19 protein-coding genes are annotated in these 17,640 nt (G+C 66.4%); 9 read left to right on the top strand and 10 right to left on the bottom strand.

From position 1 onward, the window contains the following. Nucleotides 1-10: 10 nt before the first annotated feature. The gene (gene sdhC / locus AB0L63_RS30770; protein ID WP_364508024.1) at nucleotides 11-409 is read right to left on the bottom strand and encodes a succinate dehydrogenase, cytochrome b556 subunit; all 399 of its coding nucleotides are present in this window, start codon (nucleotides 407-409) and stop codon (nucleotides 11-13) included. 298 nt (nucleotides 410-707) lie between these two features. On the opposite strand from sdhC, the gene AB0L63_RS30765 reads away from it, so the two are divergent. Further along, nucleotides 708-1,109 carry a cytidine deaminase gene (locus AB0L63_RS30765; RefSeq protein ID WP_364508021.1) on the top strand — a complete coding sequence of 134 codons (402 nt, stop codon included), beginning with the start codon at nucleotides 708-710 and terminating at the stop codon, nucleotides 1,107-1,109. Nucleotides 1,110-1,394: 285 nt separating this feature from the next. Here AB0L63_RS30765 and AB0L63_RS30760 read toward each other — a convergent pair whose 3' ends face one another. Beyond that, nucleotides 1,395-1,664, bottom strand: coding sequence for a hypothetical protein (locus AB0L63_RS30760; protein WP_364508018.1), 270 nt, complete (start codon nucleotides 1,662-1,664; stop codon nucleotides 1,395-1,397). Between the two features lie 92 nt (nucleotides 1,665-1,756). On the opposite strand from AB0L63_RS30760, the gene AB0L63_RS30755 reads away from it, so the two are divergent. Both AB0L63_RS30755 and AB0L63_RS30750 read left to right on the top strand, forming a co-directional pair. Next, nucleotides 1,757-3,043 carry a thymidine phosphorylase gene (locus AB0L63_RS30755; protein ID WP_364508015.1) on the top strand — a complete coding sequence of 429 codons (1,287 nt, stop codon included), beginning with the start codon at nucleotides 1,757-1,759 and terminating at the stop codon, nucleotides 3,041-3,043. A gap of 173 nt (nucleotides 3,044-3,216) precedes the next feature. Then, the gene (locus tag AB0L63_RS30750) at nucleotides 3,217-4,314 is read left to right on the top strand and encodes an adenosine deaminase (RefSeq protein WP_364508012.1); all 1,098 of its coding nucleotides are present in this window, start codon (nucleotides 3,217-3,219) and stop codon (nucleotides 4,312-4,314) included. A 3-nt stretch (nucleotides 4,315-4,317) separates the two neighbouring features. Here AB0L63_RS30750 and AB0L63_RS30745 read toward each other — a convergent pair whose 3' ends face one another. The 5 genes from AB0L63_RS30745 to AB0L63_RS30725 all read right to left on the bottom strand — a co-directional run bounded on the left by AB0L63_RS30745 (nucleotide 4,318) and on the right by AB0L63_RS30725 (nucleotide 7,915). Further along, nucleotides 4,318-5,580, bottom strand: a complete 1,263-nt coding sequence (locus AB0L63_RS30745; RefSeq protein WP_364508009.1) for a primosomal protein — start codon at nucleotides 5,578-5,580, stop codon at nucleotides 4,318-4,320. 26 nt (nucleotides 5,581-5,606) lie between these two features. Next, a complete protein-coding gene (locus AB0L63_RS30740; RefSeq protein ID WP_364508006.1) occupies nucleotides 5,607-5,954 on the bottom strand; it encodes a YbaB/EbfC family nucleoid-associated protein in 348 nt (115 codons plus the stop codon). A gap of 149 nt (nucleotides 5,955-6,103) precedes the next feature. After that, entirely contained in the window at nucleotides 6,104-6,454 is a 351-nt protein-coding gene (locus AB0L63_RS30735) for a hypothetical protein (protein WP_364508004.1), read from the bottom strand. Nucleotides 6,455-6,474: 20 nt separating this feature from the next. Beyond that, complete coding sequence (locus AB0L63_RS30730) at nucleotides 6,475-7,593, bottom strand: NlpC/P60 family protein (protein WP_364508001.1); 1,119 nt, start codon at nucleotides 7,591-7,593, stop codon at nucleotides 6,475-6,477. Between the two features lie 4 nt (nucleotides 7,594-7,597). Then, the gene (locus tag AB0L63_RS30725; protein ID WP_364507999.1) at nucleotides 7,598-7,915 is read right to left on the bottom strand and encodes a hypothetical protein; all 318 of its coding nucleotides are present in this window, start codon (nucleotides 7,913-7,915) and stop codon (nucleotides 7,598-7,600) included. 143 nt (nucleotides 7,916-8,058) lie between these two features. Between AB0L63_RS30725 and upp the strand changes: the two genes are divergently transcribed. Continuing rightward, complete coding sequence (upp, locus tag AB0L63_RS30720; protein WP_364507997.1) at nucleotides 8,059-8,682, top strand: uracil phosphoribosyltransferase; 624 nt, start codon at nucleotides 8,059-8,061, stop codon at nucleotides 8,680-8,682. Nucleotides 8,683-8,731: 49 nt separating this feature from the next. Continuing rightward, on the top strand, nucleotides 8,732-9,130 hold the full coding sequence (locus AB0L63_RS30715) for a DUF4913 domain-containing protein (RefSeq protein WP_364507995.1): 399 nt from the start codon (nucleotides 8,732-8,734) through the stop codon (nucleotides 9,128-9,130). Between the two features lie 9 nt (nucleotides 9,131-9,139). Here AB0L63_RS30715 and AB0L63_RS30710 read toward each other — a convergent pair whose 3' ends face one another. Together AB0L63_RS30710 and AB0L63_RS30705 are read right to left on the bottom strand one after the other, a co-directional pair. Next, nucleotides 9,140-10,636, bottom strand: coding sequence for a phospho-sugar mutase (locus tag AB0L63_RS30710; RefSeq protein WP_364507992.1), 1,497 nt, complete (start codon nucleotides 10,634-10,636; stop codon nucleotides 9,140-9,142). After that, nucleotides 10,637-11,416, bottom strand: coding sequence for a purine-nucleoside phosphorylase (locus tag AB0L63_RS30705; RefSeq protein WP_364507989.1), 780 nt, complete (start codon nucleotides 11,414-11,416; stop codon nucleotides 10,637-10,639). 297 nt (nucleotides 11,417-11,713) lie between these two features. Between AB0L63_RS30705 and AB0L63_RS30700 the strand changes: the two genes are divergently transcribed. From AB0L63_RS30700 to AB0L63_RS30690, 3 genes are all read left to right on the top strand, one after another. Continuing rightward, nucleotides 11,714-12,418, top strand: a complete 705-nt coding sequence (locus AB0L63_RS30700) for an enoyl-CoA hydratase-related protein (protein WP_364507986.1) — start codon at nucleotides 11,714-11,716, stop codon at nucleotides 12,416-12,418. 93 nt (nucleotides 12,419-12,511) lie between these two features. Next, the gene (locus tag AB0L63_RS30695) at nucleotides 12,512-13,744 is read left to right on the top strand and encodes a M20 family metallopeptidase (RefSeq protein ID WP_364507983.1); all 1,233 of its coding nucleotides are present in this window, start codon (nucleotides 12,512-12,514) and stop codon (nucleotides 13,742-13,744) included. Between the two features lie 59 nt (nucleotides 13,745-13,803). Then, nucleotides 13,804-15,003: a M20 family metallopeptidase gene (locus tag AB0L63_RS30690; RefSeq protein ID WP_364508117.1), complete on the top strand. Its 1,200-nt coding sequence runs from the start codon at nucleotides 13,804-13,806 to the stop codon at nucleotides 15,001-15,003. A gap of 52 nt (nucleotides 15,004-15,055) precedes the next feature. Here AB0L63_RS30690 and AB0L63_RS30685 read toward each other — a convergent pair whose 3' ends face one another. Further along, the gene (locus tag AB0L63_RS30685; protein ID WP_364507981.1) at nucleotides 15,056-15,535 is read right to left on the bottom strand and encodes a gamma-glutamylcyclotransferase; all 480 of its coding nucleotides are present in this window, start codon (nucleotides 15,533-15,535) and stop codon (nucleotides 15,056-15,058) included. Between the two features lie 125 nt (nucleotides 15,536-15,660). Here AB0L63_RS30685 and AB0L63_RS30680 point away from each other — a divergent pair, with 125 nt between their 5' ends. Continuing rightward, entirely contained in the window at nucleotides 15,661-17,064 is a 1,404-nt protein-coding gene (locus AB0L63_RS30680) for an NAD(P)H-quinone dehydrogenase (RefSeq protein ID WP_364507978.1), read from the top strand. Nucleotides 17,065-17,640: the final 576 nt, after the last annotated feature.

Raw genomic sequence — 17,640 nt, 5'->3', positions numbered from 1 at the left:
ACTCATCGGATCAGTGCTCCGTGAACAGGTAGAAGAACTGGCGACCGACGGCCGGGACCACCAGCAGGAACCAGATGGCGAGAACCACCCAGAGCATCGTCTTCTGGTACTTCGGGCCCTTACCCCAGAAGTCGACCAGGATCACGCGGACGCCGTTGAGTGCGTGGAACAGCACGCAGACCACAAGACCCATCTCCATCAGCGCGACGAGGGGGTTCTTGTAGGTCTCGATGGCGTGGTTGTAGGTATCCGGGCTGACCCGAACCAGCGCGGTGTCCAAGACGTGCACGAAGAGGAAGAAGAAGATGGTGACACCGGTGATCCGGTGCAGCGCCCAGGACCACATTCCGGGGTCGCCTCGGTACAGCGTCTTCCGCTTCGGCTGTGCCGGAGCTTCTATCGTAGTCATAGAGTGCGGTGCCTCCAACGTCGTCGATGGACCCGGTTGCAAGTCCGACGCAGGCGACGTGGAGATAAATGCCCAGGTGGCTGCGCTTTGCTGCTCCATCTAGCTCGCGCGGGGCCCGCCGCCGGGAACCTGAACCGATCTGATCTGGACTCTAATCCCCTCGCAATCGCGGAACTAATTCGGTGTGCCGTGCGTTGCGCTACAGTCGAGCGAGTTAGGTTTACCTTTCTTGATGTGTAAAGGGTTCCGCTATGGCCCTCGCGCGGGCGCTTGCGGCTTGGCTCGAAAGGGGGTTCCGGTGCCGAATATCGACTGGAAAACCTTGCGTGACAAAGCAATTCAAGTTATGCGCAACGCCTATGCGCCGTACTCGCGGTTTCCGGTCGGCGCCGCGGCTCTCAGTTCTGACGGTCGAATTGTGAGCGGCTGCAATGTGGAAAATGTCTCATATGGATTAGGCCTGTGCGCCGAATGTGTACTCATCGGTAACTTATTTGCAGGTGGTGGCGGGCGTTTGCTGGCTATCTCCGTTACCGATTCCCGAGGCGAAATCCTGATGCCCTGCGGCCGTTGCCGACAGCTGCTCTACGAACACGGCGGGGCCGATCTACAGGTGGATCACAAGGCCGGGCCCGTGTCGCTGCGAACCCTGCTCCCGGACGCCTTCGGACCCGACGATCTCGATGCCGGGCAGACCTAGGGTGAGCGCCGTCCTCAGCAAACGTCGTCGAACGACGCGTCGTTTTCGGCTTCCATCGGCAGCTCGACGTCGGTGAGCTGAATCGGCGGTAACCCCATCCGCGCCATCATCGGCGCGATGCCCGCTCCGAGGGTGCTCGTCTGAAACGCGAGCCGGTGGGCGGAGATCTTCAGCTCGCGAACATCTCTGGACAGACCTTTGCGCGCATCGCGGTGGCTGGTTTCGATGTCGTCGACTCGAGTTTAGTCATCCGGCGATCCATCTGTGCGGACGTCATGATCGCCCTCAGCAGTCTTCGTCGAGGACGGCGTCGATCTCGGCCTCGGTCGGCATGCTGATCTCCGGTGTGTCGACCGGCGGGATCCCAAGGTGCTCGGCGATGAGCTTCACGTTTCGTCCGACACCATTTGCGTGTGTGGTGACTCGACCAGCCCAGATCTCGAGTCCGGAGACTCGTCGTGTCAGGCCGAGCTGTGCTTCGCCGTAGCCTTCCTCGATATCGCGAATACGGGCCTCGAGACCGGTCGCACGACGACCGATGTGTGCGTGCGTCATTGCTCCCCCAATTTCGACTCGATGCGCAGAGGCTATCGGAGGCCACCGACAAGTTCCAGGGGCCGAGCGTGTCCCGTGCCAGACTTGCGGGTGTGACGGCAGTGGACGCGGTTTCGATCATTACGGCCAAGCGGGACGGCGGGGAGCTGTCGGATGCGCAGATCGATTGGGTGGTGGCTGGATTCACCAAGGGGGCGGTGGCCGACGAGCAGATGGCGGCGTTGGCGATGGCCATCGTCTGGCGGGGGATGACGCGGCGGGAGACCGTGCGGTGGACGAATGCCATGATCGCGTCGGGGCGGCGGATGGACTTCACCGATCTGCCGCGGCCGACCGTGGACAAGCATTCGACCGGCGGGGTAGGGGACAAGATCACGTTGCCGCTGGCGCCGTTGGTCGCTGCGTGCGGTGCGGCGGTGCCGCAGCTGTCGGGGCGTGGGCTGGGGCATACCGGTGGGACGCTGGACAAGCTCGAAGCGATCCCGGGGTGGCGGGCCGATGTGCCGGTGGCGCGGATGCGGGAGATCCTGTCCGATCCGAGCATCGGCGCGGTGGTGTGTGCGGCGGGTGCCGATCTGGCGCCTGCCGATAAGCGGCTGTACGCGCTGCGCGATGTCACCGGGACTGTCGAATCCATCCCGCTGATCGCCAGCTCGATCATGAGCAAGAAAATTGCCGAAGGGACCGCCGCCCTCGTACTCGATGTGAAGGTCGGCTCCGGAGCCTTCCTGAAAACCCTGGACGGCGCACGCGAATTGGCGACGGCCATGGTCGAACTCGGTACCGACGCCGGAGTGCGCACGGTGGCATTGCTGACCGCGATGGACACTCCACTCGGACGTACCGCGGGCAATGCACTCGAGGTTGCCGAATCGGTGGAGGTACTCGCGGGTGGCGGCCCCGCCGATGTTGTCGAGCTGACGCTCACCCTCGCCCGCGAAATGGTCGCCCAGGCCGGACTCGACATCGACCCCGCCGATGTCCTCGCCGATGGTCGTGCGATGGACCATTGGCGCGCCATGGTCCGAGCCCAAGGCGGCGATCCGGACGCGCCCTTGCCACGCGCGAAGCACACCGAGACCGTGCGGGCCGAACGAGATGGTGTGCTCACCCGCCTCGACGCGCTGGCCGTCGGCATCGCCGCGTGGCGACTCGGCGCGGGCCGAGCACGCAAGGGCGACCCCGTCCAATTCGGCGCAGGCATCGAAATGCACACCAAGCCAGGCGATTCCGTATCCACCGGCCAACCCCTGCTCACCCTGCACACCGACACCCCGGAAGCTTTCCCCGGCGCCCTCGCCGCCCTCGAAACCTCCTGCACCATCGCAACCTCGCCCCCGCCACAGCGCCCCTTGCTTCTGGAGCGCATCGCCGTCTGACACCGTGGAAAACCGACCGCTACGTTGATTCTTGGCTGGTTAAAGGGCATTTTCGGTAGTTCGTGGGGTGGGAATTGACTGCTCGATTAGGGGGTTGCGGGTTATGTGTCGGATCGGGGTGGCGCAGAGCGCAATCGCAGCCGCATGAAGGGTTGTGCGGCTAACGTGTGGTCATGACAGGACCGATGCCTTTGACCCTTGCCTCGATCCGCCAAGCTCCCAAGGCGCTGCTGCACGATCATCTCGACGGTGGTCTGCGGCCTGCGACGGTTTTGGAGCTCGCCGTCGATTGCGGTTACGACGACCTACCCGCCGACAATGCGAGCGAACTGGCGGCCTGGTTCCGCGATGCGGCCGACAGCGGCTCGCTCGAGCTCTATCTGGAAACCTTCGCGCATACCGTCGCGGTCATGCAGACCCCCGAGGGCCTGCGCCGGGCAGCTCGGGAATGTGCGGAAGACCTCGCCGCCGACGGTGTCGTCTACGCCGAGGTTCGCTTCGCTCCCGAACAGCATCTGGAGCGCGGCCTGACCCTGGACGAGGTGGTCGAGCACACCCTCGCCGGATTCCGCGAGGGCGCGGCGGCCGCGGCCGCGGCCGGTCGCCCGATCGTGGTGATCTGCCTGCTGACCGCCATGCGCCACGCCGCGCGTTCGCGCGAGATCGCCGAACTCGCGGTGCGGTGGCGCGACCGCGGCGTCGGCGGTTTCGATATCGCGGGCGCGGAGGCGGGCTTCCCGCCCAGCCGCCACCTGGACGCCTTCGAATTCATGCGCGCCAATAGCGCGCACTTCACCATTCACGCGGGTGAGGCGTTCGGGCTGCCGTCCATCCACGAGGCGCTGGCGTTCTGCGGCTGCGATCGGCTCGGCCACGGTGTGCGGATCACCGATGACATCACCGTTTCCGGTGCGACCGAGGATGCGCAACTCGGACTGGTCGCGAACTACGTGCGGGATATGCGAATTCCGCTCGAGCTCTGTCCTTCGTCGAATGTGCAGACCGGCGCGGTCCCCTCATTCGACAAACATCCGTTCGACCTGCTCGCGCGGTTGCGTTTCCGCGTCACGGTCAATACCGACAACCGGCTGATGAGCGATACCAGCATGAGCCAGGAGATGCTCAAGCTGGTCGACACCTTCGGTTACGGCTGGAGCGACCTCGAACGCTTCACCATCAATGCGATGAAGTCAGCGTTCATCCCGTTCCCGGAACGCCTGCGCATCATCGACGACATCATCAAGCCGGGTTACGCCGTCCTGCTCGGGTAGCTCCTACTTCTCCTGCGTGAGCCGGGACTCGAAATTGCGCTCCAGATCCCGCCAGCTCTGGGCCTCCGCGGTGAACGGCGGGTTCGGAGCCATGCGGGTCGGGTCCGGGTTCAGCAGGTAGGAGACGTACCAGCCGAGCGGGGCGGACTGCGCCAGCGCCTGCTCCACGGTGTCATCGTCGGCGTAATCGGCTGCGTCGGTGAACAATTCGACTGCCAGATCGAGCTGCTCGATATCGACCGCCTCCGGGCCTTCCCCCAGATCGTCGGCGAGACCGGGCAGCACGTAGACGTTCTCGTCGGTCACCTCGACCTCGAGCGAACCGTCGACCGCGGCGGTCTGCACATCGGTGTAGGTGCTCACCCGCGCCAGATCGTGCTCATGGGAATCGGCCAGGTAGCGGGCCAGTGCACGCTCGGAGCCGAAGACCGTGATCGATCCGTCCTTCCCGAGGAAGATCGGCTCGTCGTCGAGGTAGCAGCGCAGCGTGAAGTAGGTGCCGTCGGAGGTGACGATCTTGACCGGGTCGATGCCGACCTCATGCCAGAACGAGTCGTCCTCTTCCTCTTCGTCTTCTTCCTCGTCGTCCGCATCGAGGTCGACGGATTCGAACTCCTCGTCCTCCTCGCTGTCGGCGGCGTCATCGGCGTCGACGACGTTCTCCTCCGCGGCCAGCAGTTCGGCCTCCGCGACCGCGACCGCCTCGGCATCGACCTCGGGGGTCTGCACGACCGAGTCGATGGCGTCGAGCACATCGTCCCAGCCCTTGGCGATGGCCGCGCCGATCTGATCCCACAGCTCCTCGCCATCGCGCCCGACGAAGGCGCTCACGCCGCTCGCCAGCGCGCCGACCACCGGATGGGAGCCGAAGAACTTGGTCACGGTCTCCAGCTCGCACACCTCACCGATGTTGCGCACCATGCTGAGCGTGTCGTCGAGTTCGGCGATGGTGTCCCCATCGGGATCGCTCGCGACCAGCTCCGGCACACCGACCAGATCGAAGGTGAAATTCTCCTCCGGCTCCAGTTCCACCGCCGACAGCCCGGCAACGACCTTCCACGCCGGATGGTCCACGAGATCGTTATCGGAGTTGGTCCGGATGAATGCGGCCAGCTCCGCGACGGTCTCGAAACCGTAGAGCGAGTCCTCGTGTCCGAGGAACGCCTCCCACTCGTCATCACCGTCGCGCCAGCGCGGTGCCCACAGGGTGACGAGATCGCCGTCGGTCAGGCCGAGCTCGATCGGGACGATGTCTCCAGAAGCCATGTGCGGAAGCCTATCGACCTTCCGAGTCAGTGACTATCCGGCCCGCCCCCAACGCTTCCGGGGTCACCGTTCGGCGCCCCGGCGAATGACTCGTTCAGTGTTGCAACGACCTTCGATCGCTGTGCGCCGGCGTCCTCGGCGGCCTGCCGACAGGCCCATACGATCAGCTGACCGACCTCGGCGGGCGGCAGCGATGTGACCGACTCCGACAGGCTCAGCGCGACCAACGCGCCGTCATTGTTCACCTCGACGCTGACCGTGCCGTCCTCGGTCCGGAACCGGCCGTGCACCTGCTCGAGGCCGTACAGCGCGGCCTCGAGCGCTTCCAGTTTCGCCGTCGCGTTGGCGACCAACGCGTCCATTTCCGCACTCATGCCTCCGCCTCGCTGGCGCTCAGCTCCGGCTCGAGCGCGGACGCGCCTGTGTTCATGATTCGTTCGCTCCGCTCACTCATGTGCCTGCGCCTCGCTGGCGGTCGGCTCTGGCTTGACTGCGGTCGCAGCTGTGTCCATTGTTCGCTCGCTCACACCGGCCTCATCCAGCTCGTCGGTCCGGTGTCCGCGTCATCGATCCGGTCCAGCTCGTCCACCGCGGCCTGCCGCGTCGGCAGGCCGAGCTTGTCCAGAATGTCGGCGGGCATACCCGCCTCGGCGAGCAATTCGCGGCGGCGGGCTCGGGCGGCGACAGTGGAGCGTTTGGTCAGCCGCAGGATCTCGTTGGCCAGAGTCTGTGCGCCGTAACGGTATTCGCTGCGTTCGAACTTGATCTCGATCGGCATGCCCTGGTCGGTGGCCCGGACCGAGATGGTGCCCGATCGGTTGGTGCTCGACGCCACCGTGACATTGGGTATCGGTGGGGTCTGGGGCTGAGACATTGTTCGTTCGCTCCGCTCACTTATGAGGTCGGTCGGTAGAAGCCATAGAAGTTCATACCTATGTTGTCGGTTCGAATAGAGCTGATCTGGACCGGATTACCGGCCTCGACGAACTGCCCGTTGCCGATCACCATCGCGACGTGGCCGTCCCACACTGCCAAATCGCCCGGCATCAGATCACCCGGCGAAACCTGCATATGACCGTTGCCCTGTTCCTGCGCCAGCCGGGGCAGCTCGACACCGGCCTCGCCGTAGGCGTACTTGGTGAGACCGCTGCAGTCCAGCCCGGAGCCGGGCGTATTGCCACCCCACACATAGGGCGTGCCGACCGCGCCGATGGCCGACTTGACGGCGGTCGCCGCCTTTTCGTTCGGGGCCTCAACGACACTGCCGTCCGGCAGGGTGATCTTCACGCCATTGCCGGAGGTCGACGATTGCCCGGTCGTGGTGCTCGTACTCGGTGTGGTAGTCGACGCCTTGCTCGCGGTCGTCGTGCTGGCCTTGCTCGCGGTGCTCATCAGGCTGCTCAGCACGCTGCCCGCACCGCTCGCGACAGTGCCCACCGTCGACGACAACTGGGATGCGCCCTGTGCCGCGGTGCTGACCGTGCTGGCGACCGAGGACAGCGACGGCGTCGACGGCGCTGGAGTCAGCTCGTTCATCGACGCGGTCTGGGTATCCAGTTCATTGCGCACGCGGCCGACCACATTGAGCCCCTGACCGATGTGGTCGATCGCGGAGCCGACGAGCACGGCCAGCCCCTCCGGCGTCGCCAGCGCCGGGCCGAGACCGGTGGCCTGGCTCACGAACGACTGGACGATCCCGTTCAGGTCCTTCTGACCCGATTCGACCTGGGCGGCAGCCTGATTCACGACGGTAGCCATGTCGTTGCCGCGGTCGGAAATGGTGGCGGCGGAAGTCTGCACCCGCAGCGCCTTCGCGGTGACGGAATCGGCGGCCGCGCCGTCCCATGCGTTGTTCACCTGGTTGATGCTGTTGCGGCCGAGTGTGTGCACCTGTTCGATGGCGGTCGAGGTGGAGGTCAGTGCGTCGGCGGGCCCACCGGTGGGCAGGACACCGGTGCCGAAGCTGGAGAGCAGGTCGAGCAGTGGCTGGACCAGAACGCTGACATCGATCACCACGTCATCCGTCCAGTCCGGTGGCGTTCAGCCCGGCGGCATTGTTCAGGTCGGTTTCCTCGAGCACGACGGCGGAACCGACGGCCGCACCGCTCATACTCGCGAGCACCGCCGACAGCTGACCGATCGAGGCGACGTGCCCGGCATGTGCCGCGGCGTAGGCGGCCATGAAATCGCCGCCGATCAAGCCCATGATGGGGCCGAGGAGAGTGGGATCGGCGGCCGCGGCGCTCACTCCGGCGGCTGCGAGATCACCGGACATGGTGGCGGCGGTCGCACCATAGGCGGTGATGCCCTCGGTGTCGGCCGACATCTTTCGCATAGCTTCCCCCATCTATTCGTTCCCAGGCAGAGTACGTCATCCACCTAGTTCGACGCGCTGCCTTACCGATCGGTTCCAGCCGTTCGAAAAAAATTCGGGTGGAGGTTCGCCGCCGAACTCGCCTTCGACCTTATCGTTCCCTCATGCGCACGCACACCGTGAACCATCCACTCGCCGCCGCCCTGCTGACCACGATGCGCGATGCGGGCACGGTCAATCCGGCCTTCCGCGCGGCGCTGCGCGATCTCACCGGAATTCTGATCTACGAGGCGCTGCGTGACGCGCCGGTGATCCAATTCCCCATCACCACACCGGTGGCCGACACCGAGGGCATGCGATTGGCGCAGCCGCCACTGCTGGTTCCGGTGCTGCGCGCCGGACTCGGCATGGTCGACGCGGCCGCCGAACTCATTCCGGACGCCCGGGTCGGTTTCGTCGGGGTCGCCCGCGACGAAACCACCCATCAGCCGGTGCCGTACATGGAATCGCTGCCCGCCGATCTGTCCGAGATGCCGGTCTTCGTCCTCGACCCGATGCTGGCTACCGGCGGTTCGATGCGCCACACTCTGCAACTGCTCGCCGCGCGCGGAGCCACCGACATCACCGCGGTCTGTGTCGTCGCTGCTCCTGAAGGCATTGCCGCCCTTACTGATTCGGGCCTACCGGTCCGTTTGGTCACTGCCGCCGTCGACGCCGGCCTCAACTCCGATGCCTTCATCGTCCCCGGCCTCGGCGACGCGGGCGACCGCCAATTCGGCCCCCGCTGAGCCACTTTCGCGTCGAAATGTGTCGGTGGCTTCTGACAGGCTGAGTGCCATGGGGAGTCAGCAGGAAGTCCATACAATGATCTATCTCGATGTCGTCGAATTCGTCGAGAACTATTTCTCGCTGGTGTACGGCGACGCCGTCGGATTCACCGACAGCGAGGTGCAGTGGTGCCCCGAATGGTGGAAGCATGTCAGCGTGGTGGCTCGTCTGGATGCACTGTGGCGTTCATGGGAGCACTATCGACTCGATGGCAGCACCGGCCTGAGTGTTTGGTTGTTGGACCACGCTGACCCACACATGCGCGAGATGCTCAGGCGCGACGGTCCGTTCCGCCATTGCTCGGTAGCGAACGGACACGGGAGCACTCGGCCGCTGCCGTTGAAAAGCCCCATGTCGGGCCTGTTTCGAGCTCCCTTGGTGGCTCGCTCGGCGACCGAGTCCGGGTGATGGCCCGGCTCAGAGCCCTCGACAGAAAGCACGCAGTTCGGCGATGCGTTGTCCGGCTGCGGTTCTCGTCGCAGGTAGAACGGCGCGGTCGGTGACCGGCTCGACCACCTCCAGGTAGCACTTGAGCTTCGGCTCCGTGCCCGACGGGCGCACCACGATCCGGACACCGGCGCCCTCGAAAATCAGTGCGTCGGTGCGCATTCGGCCGCGCATCTGGAGCAAATCGGTGTATTCGACCGGCTCCCCGGCGATTTCCGCGGGCGGGGCGGCACGCAGCCGGTTCACCACGTCGGCGGCGGCCGCCGGATCGGGTAGGCGCAGCGAGACCTGGTCGGTGGCATGCAGCCCGAATTCGATCGCGTAGTCGTCGAGTTCGTCGGCGAGGGTGCGGCCCGCGGCCTTCAGGCGGGCGACGAGATCGGCGGCGAGGACTGCCGCGGAGATGCCGTCCTTGTCGCGGACTGCGGCCGGATCCACGCAGTGACCGATGGCCTCTTCATAGGCGTAGACCAGCCCGTCGCCCGCGCGGGCCAGCCATTTGAAACCGGTCAGCGTTTCCGCGTACCGCGCGCCGCGGGCGGCGGCGAGTTTCGAGAGCAGTCGCGACGACACGATAGTGGTCGCCACCAGTGCATCCGGCGGCGCGGTTCGCAGCACGTAATCGCCGAGCAGCACACCGGTTTCGTCGCCGCGCAGCATGCGCCAGCCGCCGTCGCCGTCCGGAATTCCGATGGCACAGCGATCGGCATCCGGGTCGAGCGCGATGGCGAGGTCGGCACCGATCCGGGTGGCGGTGGTGAGCAAAAGGTCGGTGGCGCCGGGCTCTTCAGGATTCGGGAAGGCAACGGTCGGGAAGTCGGCATCGGGCGCGAATTGCGCACCGACGACGTGCACATGCTGAAATCCCGCAGCGGTAAGGGCCGCCACCGCCGTATCGCCGCCGACACCGTGCAGCGGTGTCAATACGATCCGGATATCGGAGCGCGCACCGGGACCACCGATCAACTCGGGCAGCCGGGCCACCCGGTCGATATAGCTTCGCACCAGGTCATCGGCGGCCGGTGTCACGGGTGTGCGGGCGATGGGCTCGGTGACGGCCTCGATGCAGCGCTCGATCTCGGTGTCGGCCGGTGCGATCAGCTGCGAACCGCCGTCCAGATACACCTTGTAGCCATTGTCGGTCGCGGGATTGTGCGATGCGGTGATCTGTACTCCGGCAACGGCTCCCAGCTCACGCACCGCGAACGCGACAACCGGAGTGGGCAGCGGTCCCGGCAGCAGCGTCACCGGAAAGCCCGCGGCGGCAAAGATTTCCGCGGTCGCGATGGCGAATTCGGCGGAGCCGTGTCTGGCGTCGCGCCCGACGACTATCGCGCCGCCGCCGAGACAGCGACTGCGTAACCAGTCCACGAGTCCGGCGGTCGCCCGGCTTACCGTGTCCGGATTCATGCCGTCGGGCCCGTCCCGCAGCGGCCCGCGGAGTCCGGCGGTGCCGAAGCGCAGCATCTACAGCCGTTCCAGTACGCCGCGCAGCAGTTTGCCGAGACGCGGTGCGGCCGCTTGCCCTTCGGCGAGCACCTCGGCATGCGAGAGGTGCGCACCCGTGACGCCGGCGCCGAGGTTGGTGACCAGTGAGATACCGAGCACTCGGGCCCCGAGCGCGCGGGCCGCGATCACCTCGAGCACCGTCGACATGCCGACCAGATCCGCACCGATGGTGCGCAGCATCCGGATCTCGGCCGGGGTCTCGTACTGCGGTCCGGTCAGCCCCGCGTACACGCCCTCGGTCAGGGTCGGGTCGATTTCCCTTGCCAGCGAACGCAATTCGGGATCCCAGGCGTCCACGAGATCGACGAAGGTCGCGCCCGTCAACGGCGTGCGGTCGGTGAGATTGAGATGGTCGCTGATCAGCACCGGCTCGCCGACGTGCAGTCCATCCCGGATCCCGCCCGCCGCATTGGTGAGCACCACGGTTTCCGCGCCCGCCGCGATTGCCGCGCGCACCGGATGGACGACATCGCTCGGCTGATAGCCCTCGTACAGATGCTGGCGCCCCATCAGTAGCAGCACGGGCGTGTTGTCGACGGCGACCGAATGCACCATCCCGACATGCCCTTGCGCACTCGGCGTCCCGAATCCGGGCAGCTCCGGCATCGGCACCGACGCCGTCGGCACCCCGATCTCCGCGGCCGCCTTCTGCCAGCCCGATCCGAGCACCACCGCAACCCGGTGCCGCTCCACTCCCGTACGTTCGGCAATCGCCCTCGCGGCCTGTTCGGCAACCATGCCGTCACGATAGCTGTGTTTGATTTGCCGCGCCTGCGGCGCGGCGTGTCCGCGGCCCCCTGCTGTCTCGCGACTGCTCCTTCGAGCGACCTCCAAGCAGTCGCTAGCGGCGCCGTCGAGACTGGCGACTTCGTCGCATGCGCTTCGACGACCCGGACGCGAAATGGGTTGCCGACGTCGCTCGTAACACTCGCTTCGTCGGGGCTGGGGTGAGCGGCGGCGCCCGCGGACGGTGATCTGCCGATAATTAGCTACCCGCGAGTAGGTGGTGCGGCGCATGCCCGTTACGCTGCACGCATGCCGTATCTGGAACGTGAAGGGGATGTGTTCGTCGTCTATCTCGGGAACGAGGGGCAGACCGACAGCGAGAACCGATTCCATCCGGATTGGATCGATGCGTTCCACGGGCTGTTGGACCAGGTCGAGGCGTCCGAGGGGCCGGCGGCTCTGGTGACCACGGCGGCAGGGAAGTTCTACAGCAACGGGCTCGATACCGATTGGCTGTTCGGCAACCTGGACAAGATGCACGGGTACCTCGATCGTGTGCACAGCATCTACACCCGGCTGCTGACCTTCCCGTTGCCGACCGTCGCCGCCGTCAACGGGCACGCCTTCGGCGCGGGCGCGATGCTCGCCACCTCGCACGATTTCCGGGTGATGCGCGCCGATCGCGGCTTCTGGTGTCTGCCCGAGGTGCACCTCGGCATGCCGTTCACCGTCGGTATGAACGCGCTGCTCACCGAGCGCCTCACCAATCAGGTCTGCGTTCAGGCCATGACCGCCGGACACCGCTTCGCCGCCGATGCGGCCATCACCGCCGGCATTGTCGATGCGAAGGCGGATGCCGATGTGTTGCTGAAGTCCGCGATCGAGCGTGCTGGCGCCCTCGCGGCAAATCGCAAGCCGAATCTGCCGGTGATCAAGCGGGCGCTGCATGCCAAGGCGCTCGCCGGACTCGCGACCCCGACCACCCCGAAGAATCTGGCGTTCGCCCCCGGATAACCGCAACCTGATCACAACTCTTGCGTCGTGCGGCGACATCGCCCCGGGGCGCGGGATGCGCCCGATCATCGGCGCAGTGCCAGACTGTGTGCCATGCCACCACCGCGCAGCGGGCACCCCGAATCACCTACGGACGACCACGTCGCGCACCCTCGTGCGGCGGCGGCTGCCGCGATCCTGGCCGCCGCACCCGAACTGATCGCGCTCTCGCATTCGATCCACGCCGAACCGGAGCTGGCGTTCGAGGAAACCCGCAGCGTCGCCAAGACCATCGCGCCGCTGGCCGAACGCGGGTTCGCCATCGAGACCGGCATCGCCGACCTGCCCACCGCATTCCGCGCGACCTATGGATCCGGCGAGCTCACGGTTGGAATCTGCGCCGAATACGACGCGCTGCCCGAGATCGGGCACGCCTGTGGGCACAACATCATCGCCGCATCCGCGGTCGGCGCCGGACTCGGCCTCGCCGAGGTGGCCGACGCCCTCGGCATCACCGTCGTCGTTTTCGGTACGCCCGCCGAGGAGAGCGGCGGCGGCAAGGTGCTGATGCTCGAGCGCGGCGTCTTCGACGATGTCGCGATGGCGATGATGGTGCACCCCGGCCCCATCGATATCGTCGACGCGCGCTCGCTGGCGCTGGCGGATCTGTCGGTGGTCTTCCACGGGCACGAGGCGCATGCCAGTGCGGCCCCGGAATTGGGCCGCAATGCGGGCGACGCGGTGACCGTCGCGCAGGTTGCTCTTGGATTGCTGCGTCAGCATCTGCGACCCGGGCAGCAACTGCACGGTATAGTCAGCGACGGTGGTGTTGCCCCCAACATCGTTCCCGGACGTGCGGAACTGCTGTATTACCTACGCGCAGTGGACTCCGCATCCCTCGACGATCTGACGCGACGAGCGTCGGCTTGTTTCGAGGCGGGTGCGCTGGCGACCGGCTGCACTCACGAAATCCGGACGGTTGCGCCGACATATACCGAGCTGACGCCCGATTCGGGATTACTGTTTGCCTATCGCGAGCAGATCGTCGACTTGGGCCGGGTGCCGATCGCACCGGAACTGGAGGCGCAGCGACCGCTCGGGAGTACGGATATGGGCAACGTCACCAACGTCGTACCGGGCATACATCCGGTCATCGGCATAGATGCCGGTGGGGCGGTGACGCATCAGCCCGGTTTCGCCGCGGCGAGTGTCAACGCCTCGGCGGATCGTGCGGTAACCGACGGTGCGATCGCGCTCGCGCGTACCGCTATCGCCGTGGCCCACGATCAAGTACATAGGGACAGGTTGTTGCAACGGCTCGTTCAACGACAGGAGGACATTCGGTGAGCATTACCGGCCGTTCCGCGGCGCACGCGACACGCAGCGGGGCGGCGACGCGCGTGACCATGGGGGGCCAGGGGAGCACCGCGCCGTCGGCTATCGCGGAAGTCGGACCGGATGCGGTTGATTCCTGGCTGGCCGAGCACACGGTCGATCTCGTCCAGTGGCGCCGGCATATCCACGCGAACCCGGAGCTCTCCCGCACCGAATTCGCCACCACCGAGTTCGTCTCGGCCTGGCTGACCAAGGCGGGATTGACGCCGCAGAAGATGCCCAACGGCACCGGAGTGCTCTGTGACATCGGTCCGGTGGACGCACCGCGCATCGGACTGCGCGCCGATATGGACGCACTCCCACTGCAGGAATTCACCGGACTCAGCTTCGCCTCGACCGTCCCCGGCGTCTCGCACGCCTGTGGTCACGACGCGCATACCACGATCCTGCTCGGCACCGCGCTCGCGCTGGCCGATCAGGAGCTGCCGGTGGGCGTGCGCTTCGTCTTCCAGCCCGCCGAAGAGGTGATGCCGGGCGGTGCCATCGATATGGTCGCCGCGGGCGCGATGGAAGGTGTCGACCGGATCTTCGCACTGCACTGCGATCCGCGCCTCGAGGTCGGTCGGGTCGGCATCCGGGTCGGTGCGATCACCTCGGCCGCCGACACCATCGAATTGGTCCTCGATTCGCCGGGCGGGCACACCTCGCGTCCGCATCTGACCAGCGATCTGGTCTACGCCATCGGCACCGTGATCACCGGCCTGCCCGGTCTACTCAGCCGCCGCATCGACCCGCGCACCAGCACGGTGATGGTCTGGGGTGCGGTCAGCGCGGGTAAGGCGCCCAATGCGATTCCGCAGACCGGCATGCTCACCGGCACCGTCCGCACTGGTGATCACGCGACCTGGTCGCTGCTGGAGCCGACGGTGCGCGAGATCGTGGACGGCCTGCTCGCCCCGACCGGGGTCCGCTATCAGTTGAACTACCGGCGCGGCGTGCCGCCGGTAGTCAATGACGAGCAGTCGACCAGGATGTTCGAGGACGCGATCCGCGCGCTCGGCCCGGACGCGCTCGCCGACACGGTGCAGTCCAGTGGCGGTGAGGATTTCTCCTGGTACCTGGAGGAGGTGCCGGGCGCGATGGCACGCCTCGGGGTCTGGGCCGGTCACGGTGAACAGTTGGATCTGCACCAGCCGACCTTCGATATCGACGAGCGCGCGCTGGCCGTCGGTGTCCGGCTGCTCAGCAATATCGTGTTGAACGCGAGCTGACGAAGTCAGGGAAGCGGCCGACCTCGATCGGGTCGGTCGCTTCCGCTTCTGTTCAGCTACCGAAGAATCCGGGTCCAACGTTCTTGCTGTTGCGGGTGCGCAGCGCGTGCACGTATTCCGCTGGCGCGCCGGCCTTTTCGGCCGCATCGGCCATTACGCCGATATAGCGCGCCGACGGGAGCCCGCCCTCGTACGCATCGAGGACGTACAGCCAGGCCAGGATGGGTTCGGAACCGCTGCCCGCACTCGGTGTCACGCGCAGCCGGATCTTGCGGTGGATACCGAAATCGGAACCCTCCCAGCGGTCAAGGCGCTGCTCGTCCTCGGGGGATACGTCGTAGAGCACCACGAATACCCGTGAGCCCGGCTCCTCGACGACGGTGGCCAGCGGGCCCTCCCAGCCGATGTCGTCGCCGCTGAAGGTGAGGCGCCAGCCCTCTAACCAGCCCGTTCCGTACATGGGGGAGTGCGGACAGCGCTCGAGCATCTGGGACGAGTCCATGTTGGACCCGTAGGCGGCGTAGATCGGCACGACGCAAGGGTATCCAATAACCTGCGCGCATCGTCTCTATCCCGCCGAGATGAGCGTGTGTTCGCCAGCTAACGTTGTGTACCGGCACCGGAGATCCCGGTCGAACAGCTCCAGCGGAGGTATCCATGACCCGCATAGCGATCATCGGTGGCGGACCGGCCGGTTATGAAGCGGCCTTGGTGGCGGCCCAACACGGGGCCACGGTCACCCTGATCGATAGCGACGGCATCGGCGGGGCGTGCGTGCTGTGGGACTGTGTGCCGTCGAAGACCTTCATTGCCTCCACCGGCGTGCGCACCGATCTGCGTCGCGCCCGTGACCTGGGCATTACCCTCGACCCGAGCCAGGCCCAGATCGAACTGGGCGAGGTGAACGCGCGCGTGAAGGCGCTGGCGTTGGCGCAATCCTCCGATATTCGCTCCAAGGTGCAGGCCGCGGGCGTGACGGTGCTGGCCGGACGCGGACAGCTCAGCGATCCGGCCACCGGGTTGGCCGCGCACCGGGTGCGCGCACTGTTGGCCGATGGCACCGAGGAGTCCGTCGAGGCCGAAGTCGTGTTGATCGCCACCGGTGCGAGCCCGCGCGTGTTGCCCGGCGCCGAGCCCGATGGCGAGCGCATCCTGAACTGGCGTCAGCTCTACGACCTGGAGGAACTCCCAGAGACTCTGGTTGTGGTCGGCTCCGGTGTGACCGGTGCCGAATTCGTCTCCGCGTATACCGAAATGGGTGTGCGGGTGAAGTTGGTCTCGAGCCGCGACCGGGTGCTGCCCAGTGAGGACGCCGATGCCGCGCTCGTGCTCGAGGACGCGCTCGCCGAACGCGGTGTCGAACTGGTCAAGCACGCCCGCGCCGATGCGGTGGAGCGCACCGCCGAGGGCATTGTGGTCAAGCTCTCGGACGGCCGCACGGTCACGGGTACGCATGCGTTGATGACCGTCGGCTCGATCCCCAATACCAACGACGTCGGCCTGGAGCGGGTCGGCATCGAAGTCGACCGCGGCGGCTACCTGCGGGTCGACCGGGTGTCGCGCACCTCGGTGCCCGGCATCTACGCGGCGGGCGACTGCACCGGTCTGCTGCCGCTGGCCTCGGTGGCCGCCATGCAGGGCCGCATCGCGATGTATCACGCGCTGGGTGAGGGCGTCAGCCCGATCCGGCTGAAGACGGTCGCCTCGGCGGTGTTCACCCGTCCGGAGATCGCGACCGTCGGCGTGAGCCAGACCGCTATCGATAACGGCGAGGTGCCCGCGCGCACGGTGATGCTGCCGCTGAACACCAACCCACGAGCCAAGATGTCGGGTCTGCGCAGGGGTTTCGTCAAGATCTTCTGTCGGCCCGCGACCGGTGTTGTCATCGGCGGTGTGGTCGTCGCACCGATTGCCTCGGAACTCATCCTGCCGATCGCGCTCGCGGTGCAGAACAATCTGACCGTCAGCGATCTCGCCCAGACCTTTTCGGTGTACCCGTCGCTCACGGGCTCGGTCACCGAGGCGGCCCGCCTGCTGATGCGTCACGACGACCTGGATTAACCGGGGCCGAATTCGGCCGCCCCGAGACTTATTGTCTTGTGGCGGTTTTCACCGCATTGCCAGCCCGGCGTGCATGTGGTTCACTTCCCGCAGAGATGCGATCGGCGGGCGATCGCGAGGGTTCTGTGTGGGGGGATCGATCCTTTCCATCGGGAACGGCGAACGGCCGCTTGGTCGTTCGGCGGTCTTCGTTCGTGGACCAAGCGTCTCACCAGGGATAACTGCGTGTGACCCACTCGGTCGCACACGGGAAGGGATTGCGAAAAGTGAAACATCGTAAGCCGAGTCGGGCGCAGCGAGCGATGGCGAGCACATCGTTGCCACTTGCCACCGCGGCGGCCGTGGCGACGCTCTTCGCGGCGCCGGCGGGGGCAGTTCCGGATCAGCCGAGTACACCGACCACTCCGGTGCCCGCGCCCGCGGATCCCGGCACCACGGCGCCGACAGATCAGGGCCAGCCGGAGACGACGAAGCCGGAGCCGGGCCAGCCGGAGACGACGAAGCCGGAGCCGGGCCAGCCGGAGACGACGAAGCCGGAGCCGGGCCAGCCGGAGACGACGAAGCCGGAGCCGGGCC

This window comes from Nocardia sp. NPDC051990 (assembly GCF_040680755.1).
Classification (GTDB): Bacteria; Actinomycetota; Actinomycetes; order Mycobacteriales; family Mycobacteriaceae; genus Nocardia.
This window is presented reverse-complemented; position numbering and strand designations above follow the sequence as displayed.

What these genes read in the sequence shown, in the direction of transcription:
- sdhC (WP_364508024.1), bottom strand. Translation starts at nt 409, where the DNA reads ATGACTACGATAGAAGCTCCGGCACAGCCGAAGCGGAAGACGCTGTAC.
- AB0L63_RS30760 (WP_364508018.1), bottom strand. Translation starts at nt 1,664, where the DNA reads ATGACGCACGCACACATCGGTCGTCGTGCGACCGGTCTCGAGGCCCGT.
- AB0L63_RS30750 (WP_364508012.1), top strand. Translation starts at nt 3,217, where the DNA reads ATGACAGGACCGATGCCTTTGACCCTTGCCTCGATCCGCCAAGCTCCC.
- AB0L63_RS30745 (WP_364508009.1), bottom strand. Translation starts at nt 5,580, where the DNA reads ATGGCTTCTGGAGACATCGTCCCGATCGAGCTCGGCCTGACCGACGGC.
- AB0L63_RS30740 (WP_364508006.1), bottom strand. Translation starts at nt 5,954, where the DNA reads ATGAGTGCGGAAATGGACGCGTTGGTCGCCAACGCGACGGCGAAACTG.
- AB0L63_RS30735 (WP_364508004.1), bottom strand. Translation starts at nt 6,454, where the DNA reads ATGTCTCAGCCCCAGACCCCACCGATACCCAATGTCACGGTGGCGTCG.
- AB0L63_RS30725 (WP_364507999.1), bottom strand. Translation starts at nt 7,915, where the DNA reads ATGCGAAAGATGTCGGCCGACACCGAGGGCATCACCGCCTATGGTGCG.
- upp (WP_364507997.1), top strand. Translation starts at nt 8,059, where the DNA reads ATGCGCACGCACACCGTGAACCATCCACTCGCCGCCGCCCTGCTGACC.
- AB0L63_RS30715 (WP_364507995.1), top strand. Translation starts at nt 8,732, where the DNA reads ATGGGGAGTCAGCAGGAAGTCCATACAATGATCTATCTCGATGTCGTC.
- AB0L63_RS30710 (WP_364507992.1), bottom strand. Translation starts at nt 10,636, where the DNA reads ATGCTGCGCTTCGGCACCGCCGGACTCCGCGGGCCGCTGCGGGACGGG.
- AB0L63_RS30705 (WP_364507989.1), bottom strand. Translation starts at nt 11,416, where the DNA reads ATGGTTGCCGAACAGGCCGCGAGGGCGATTGCCGAACGTACGGGAGTG.
- AB0L63_RS30700 (WP_364507986.1), top strand. Translation starts at nt 11,714, where the DNA reads ATGCCGTATCTGGAACGTGAAGGGGATGTGTTCGTCGTCTATCTCGGG.
- AB0L63_RS30695 (WP_364507983.1), top strand. Translation starts at nt 12,512, where the DNA reads ATGCCACCACCGCGCAGCGGGCACCCCGAATCACCTACGGACGACCAC.
- AB0L63_RS30690 (WP_364508117.1), top strand. Translation starts at nt 13,804, where the DNA reads ATGGGGGGCCAGGGGAGCACCGCGCCGTCGGCTATCGCGGAAGTCGGA.
- AB0L63_RS30680 (WP_364507978.1), top strand. Translation starts at nt 15,661, where the DNA reads ATGACCCGCATAGCGATCATCGGTGGCGGACCGGCCGGTTATGAAGCG.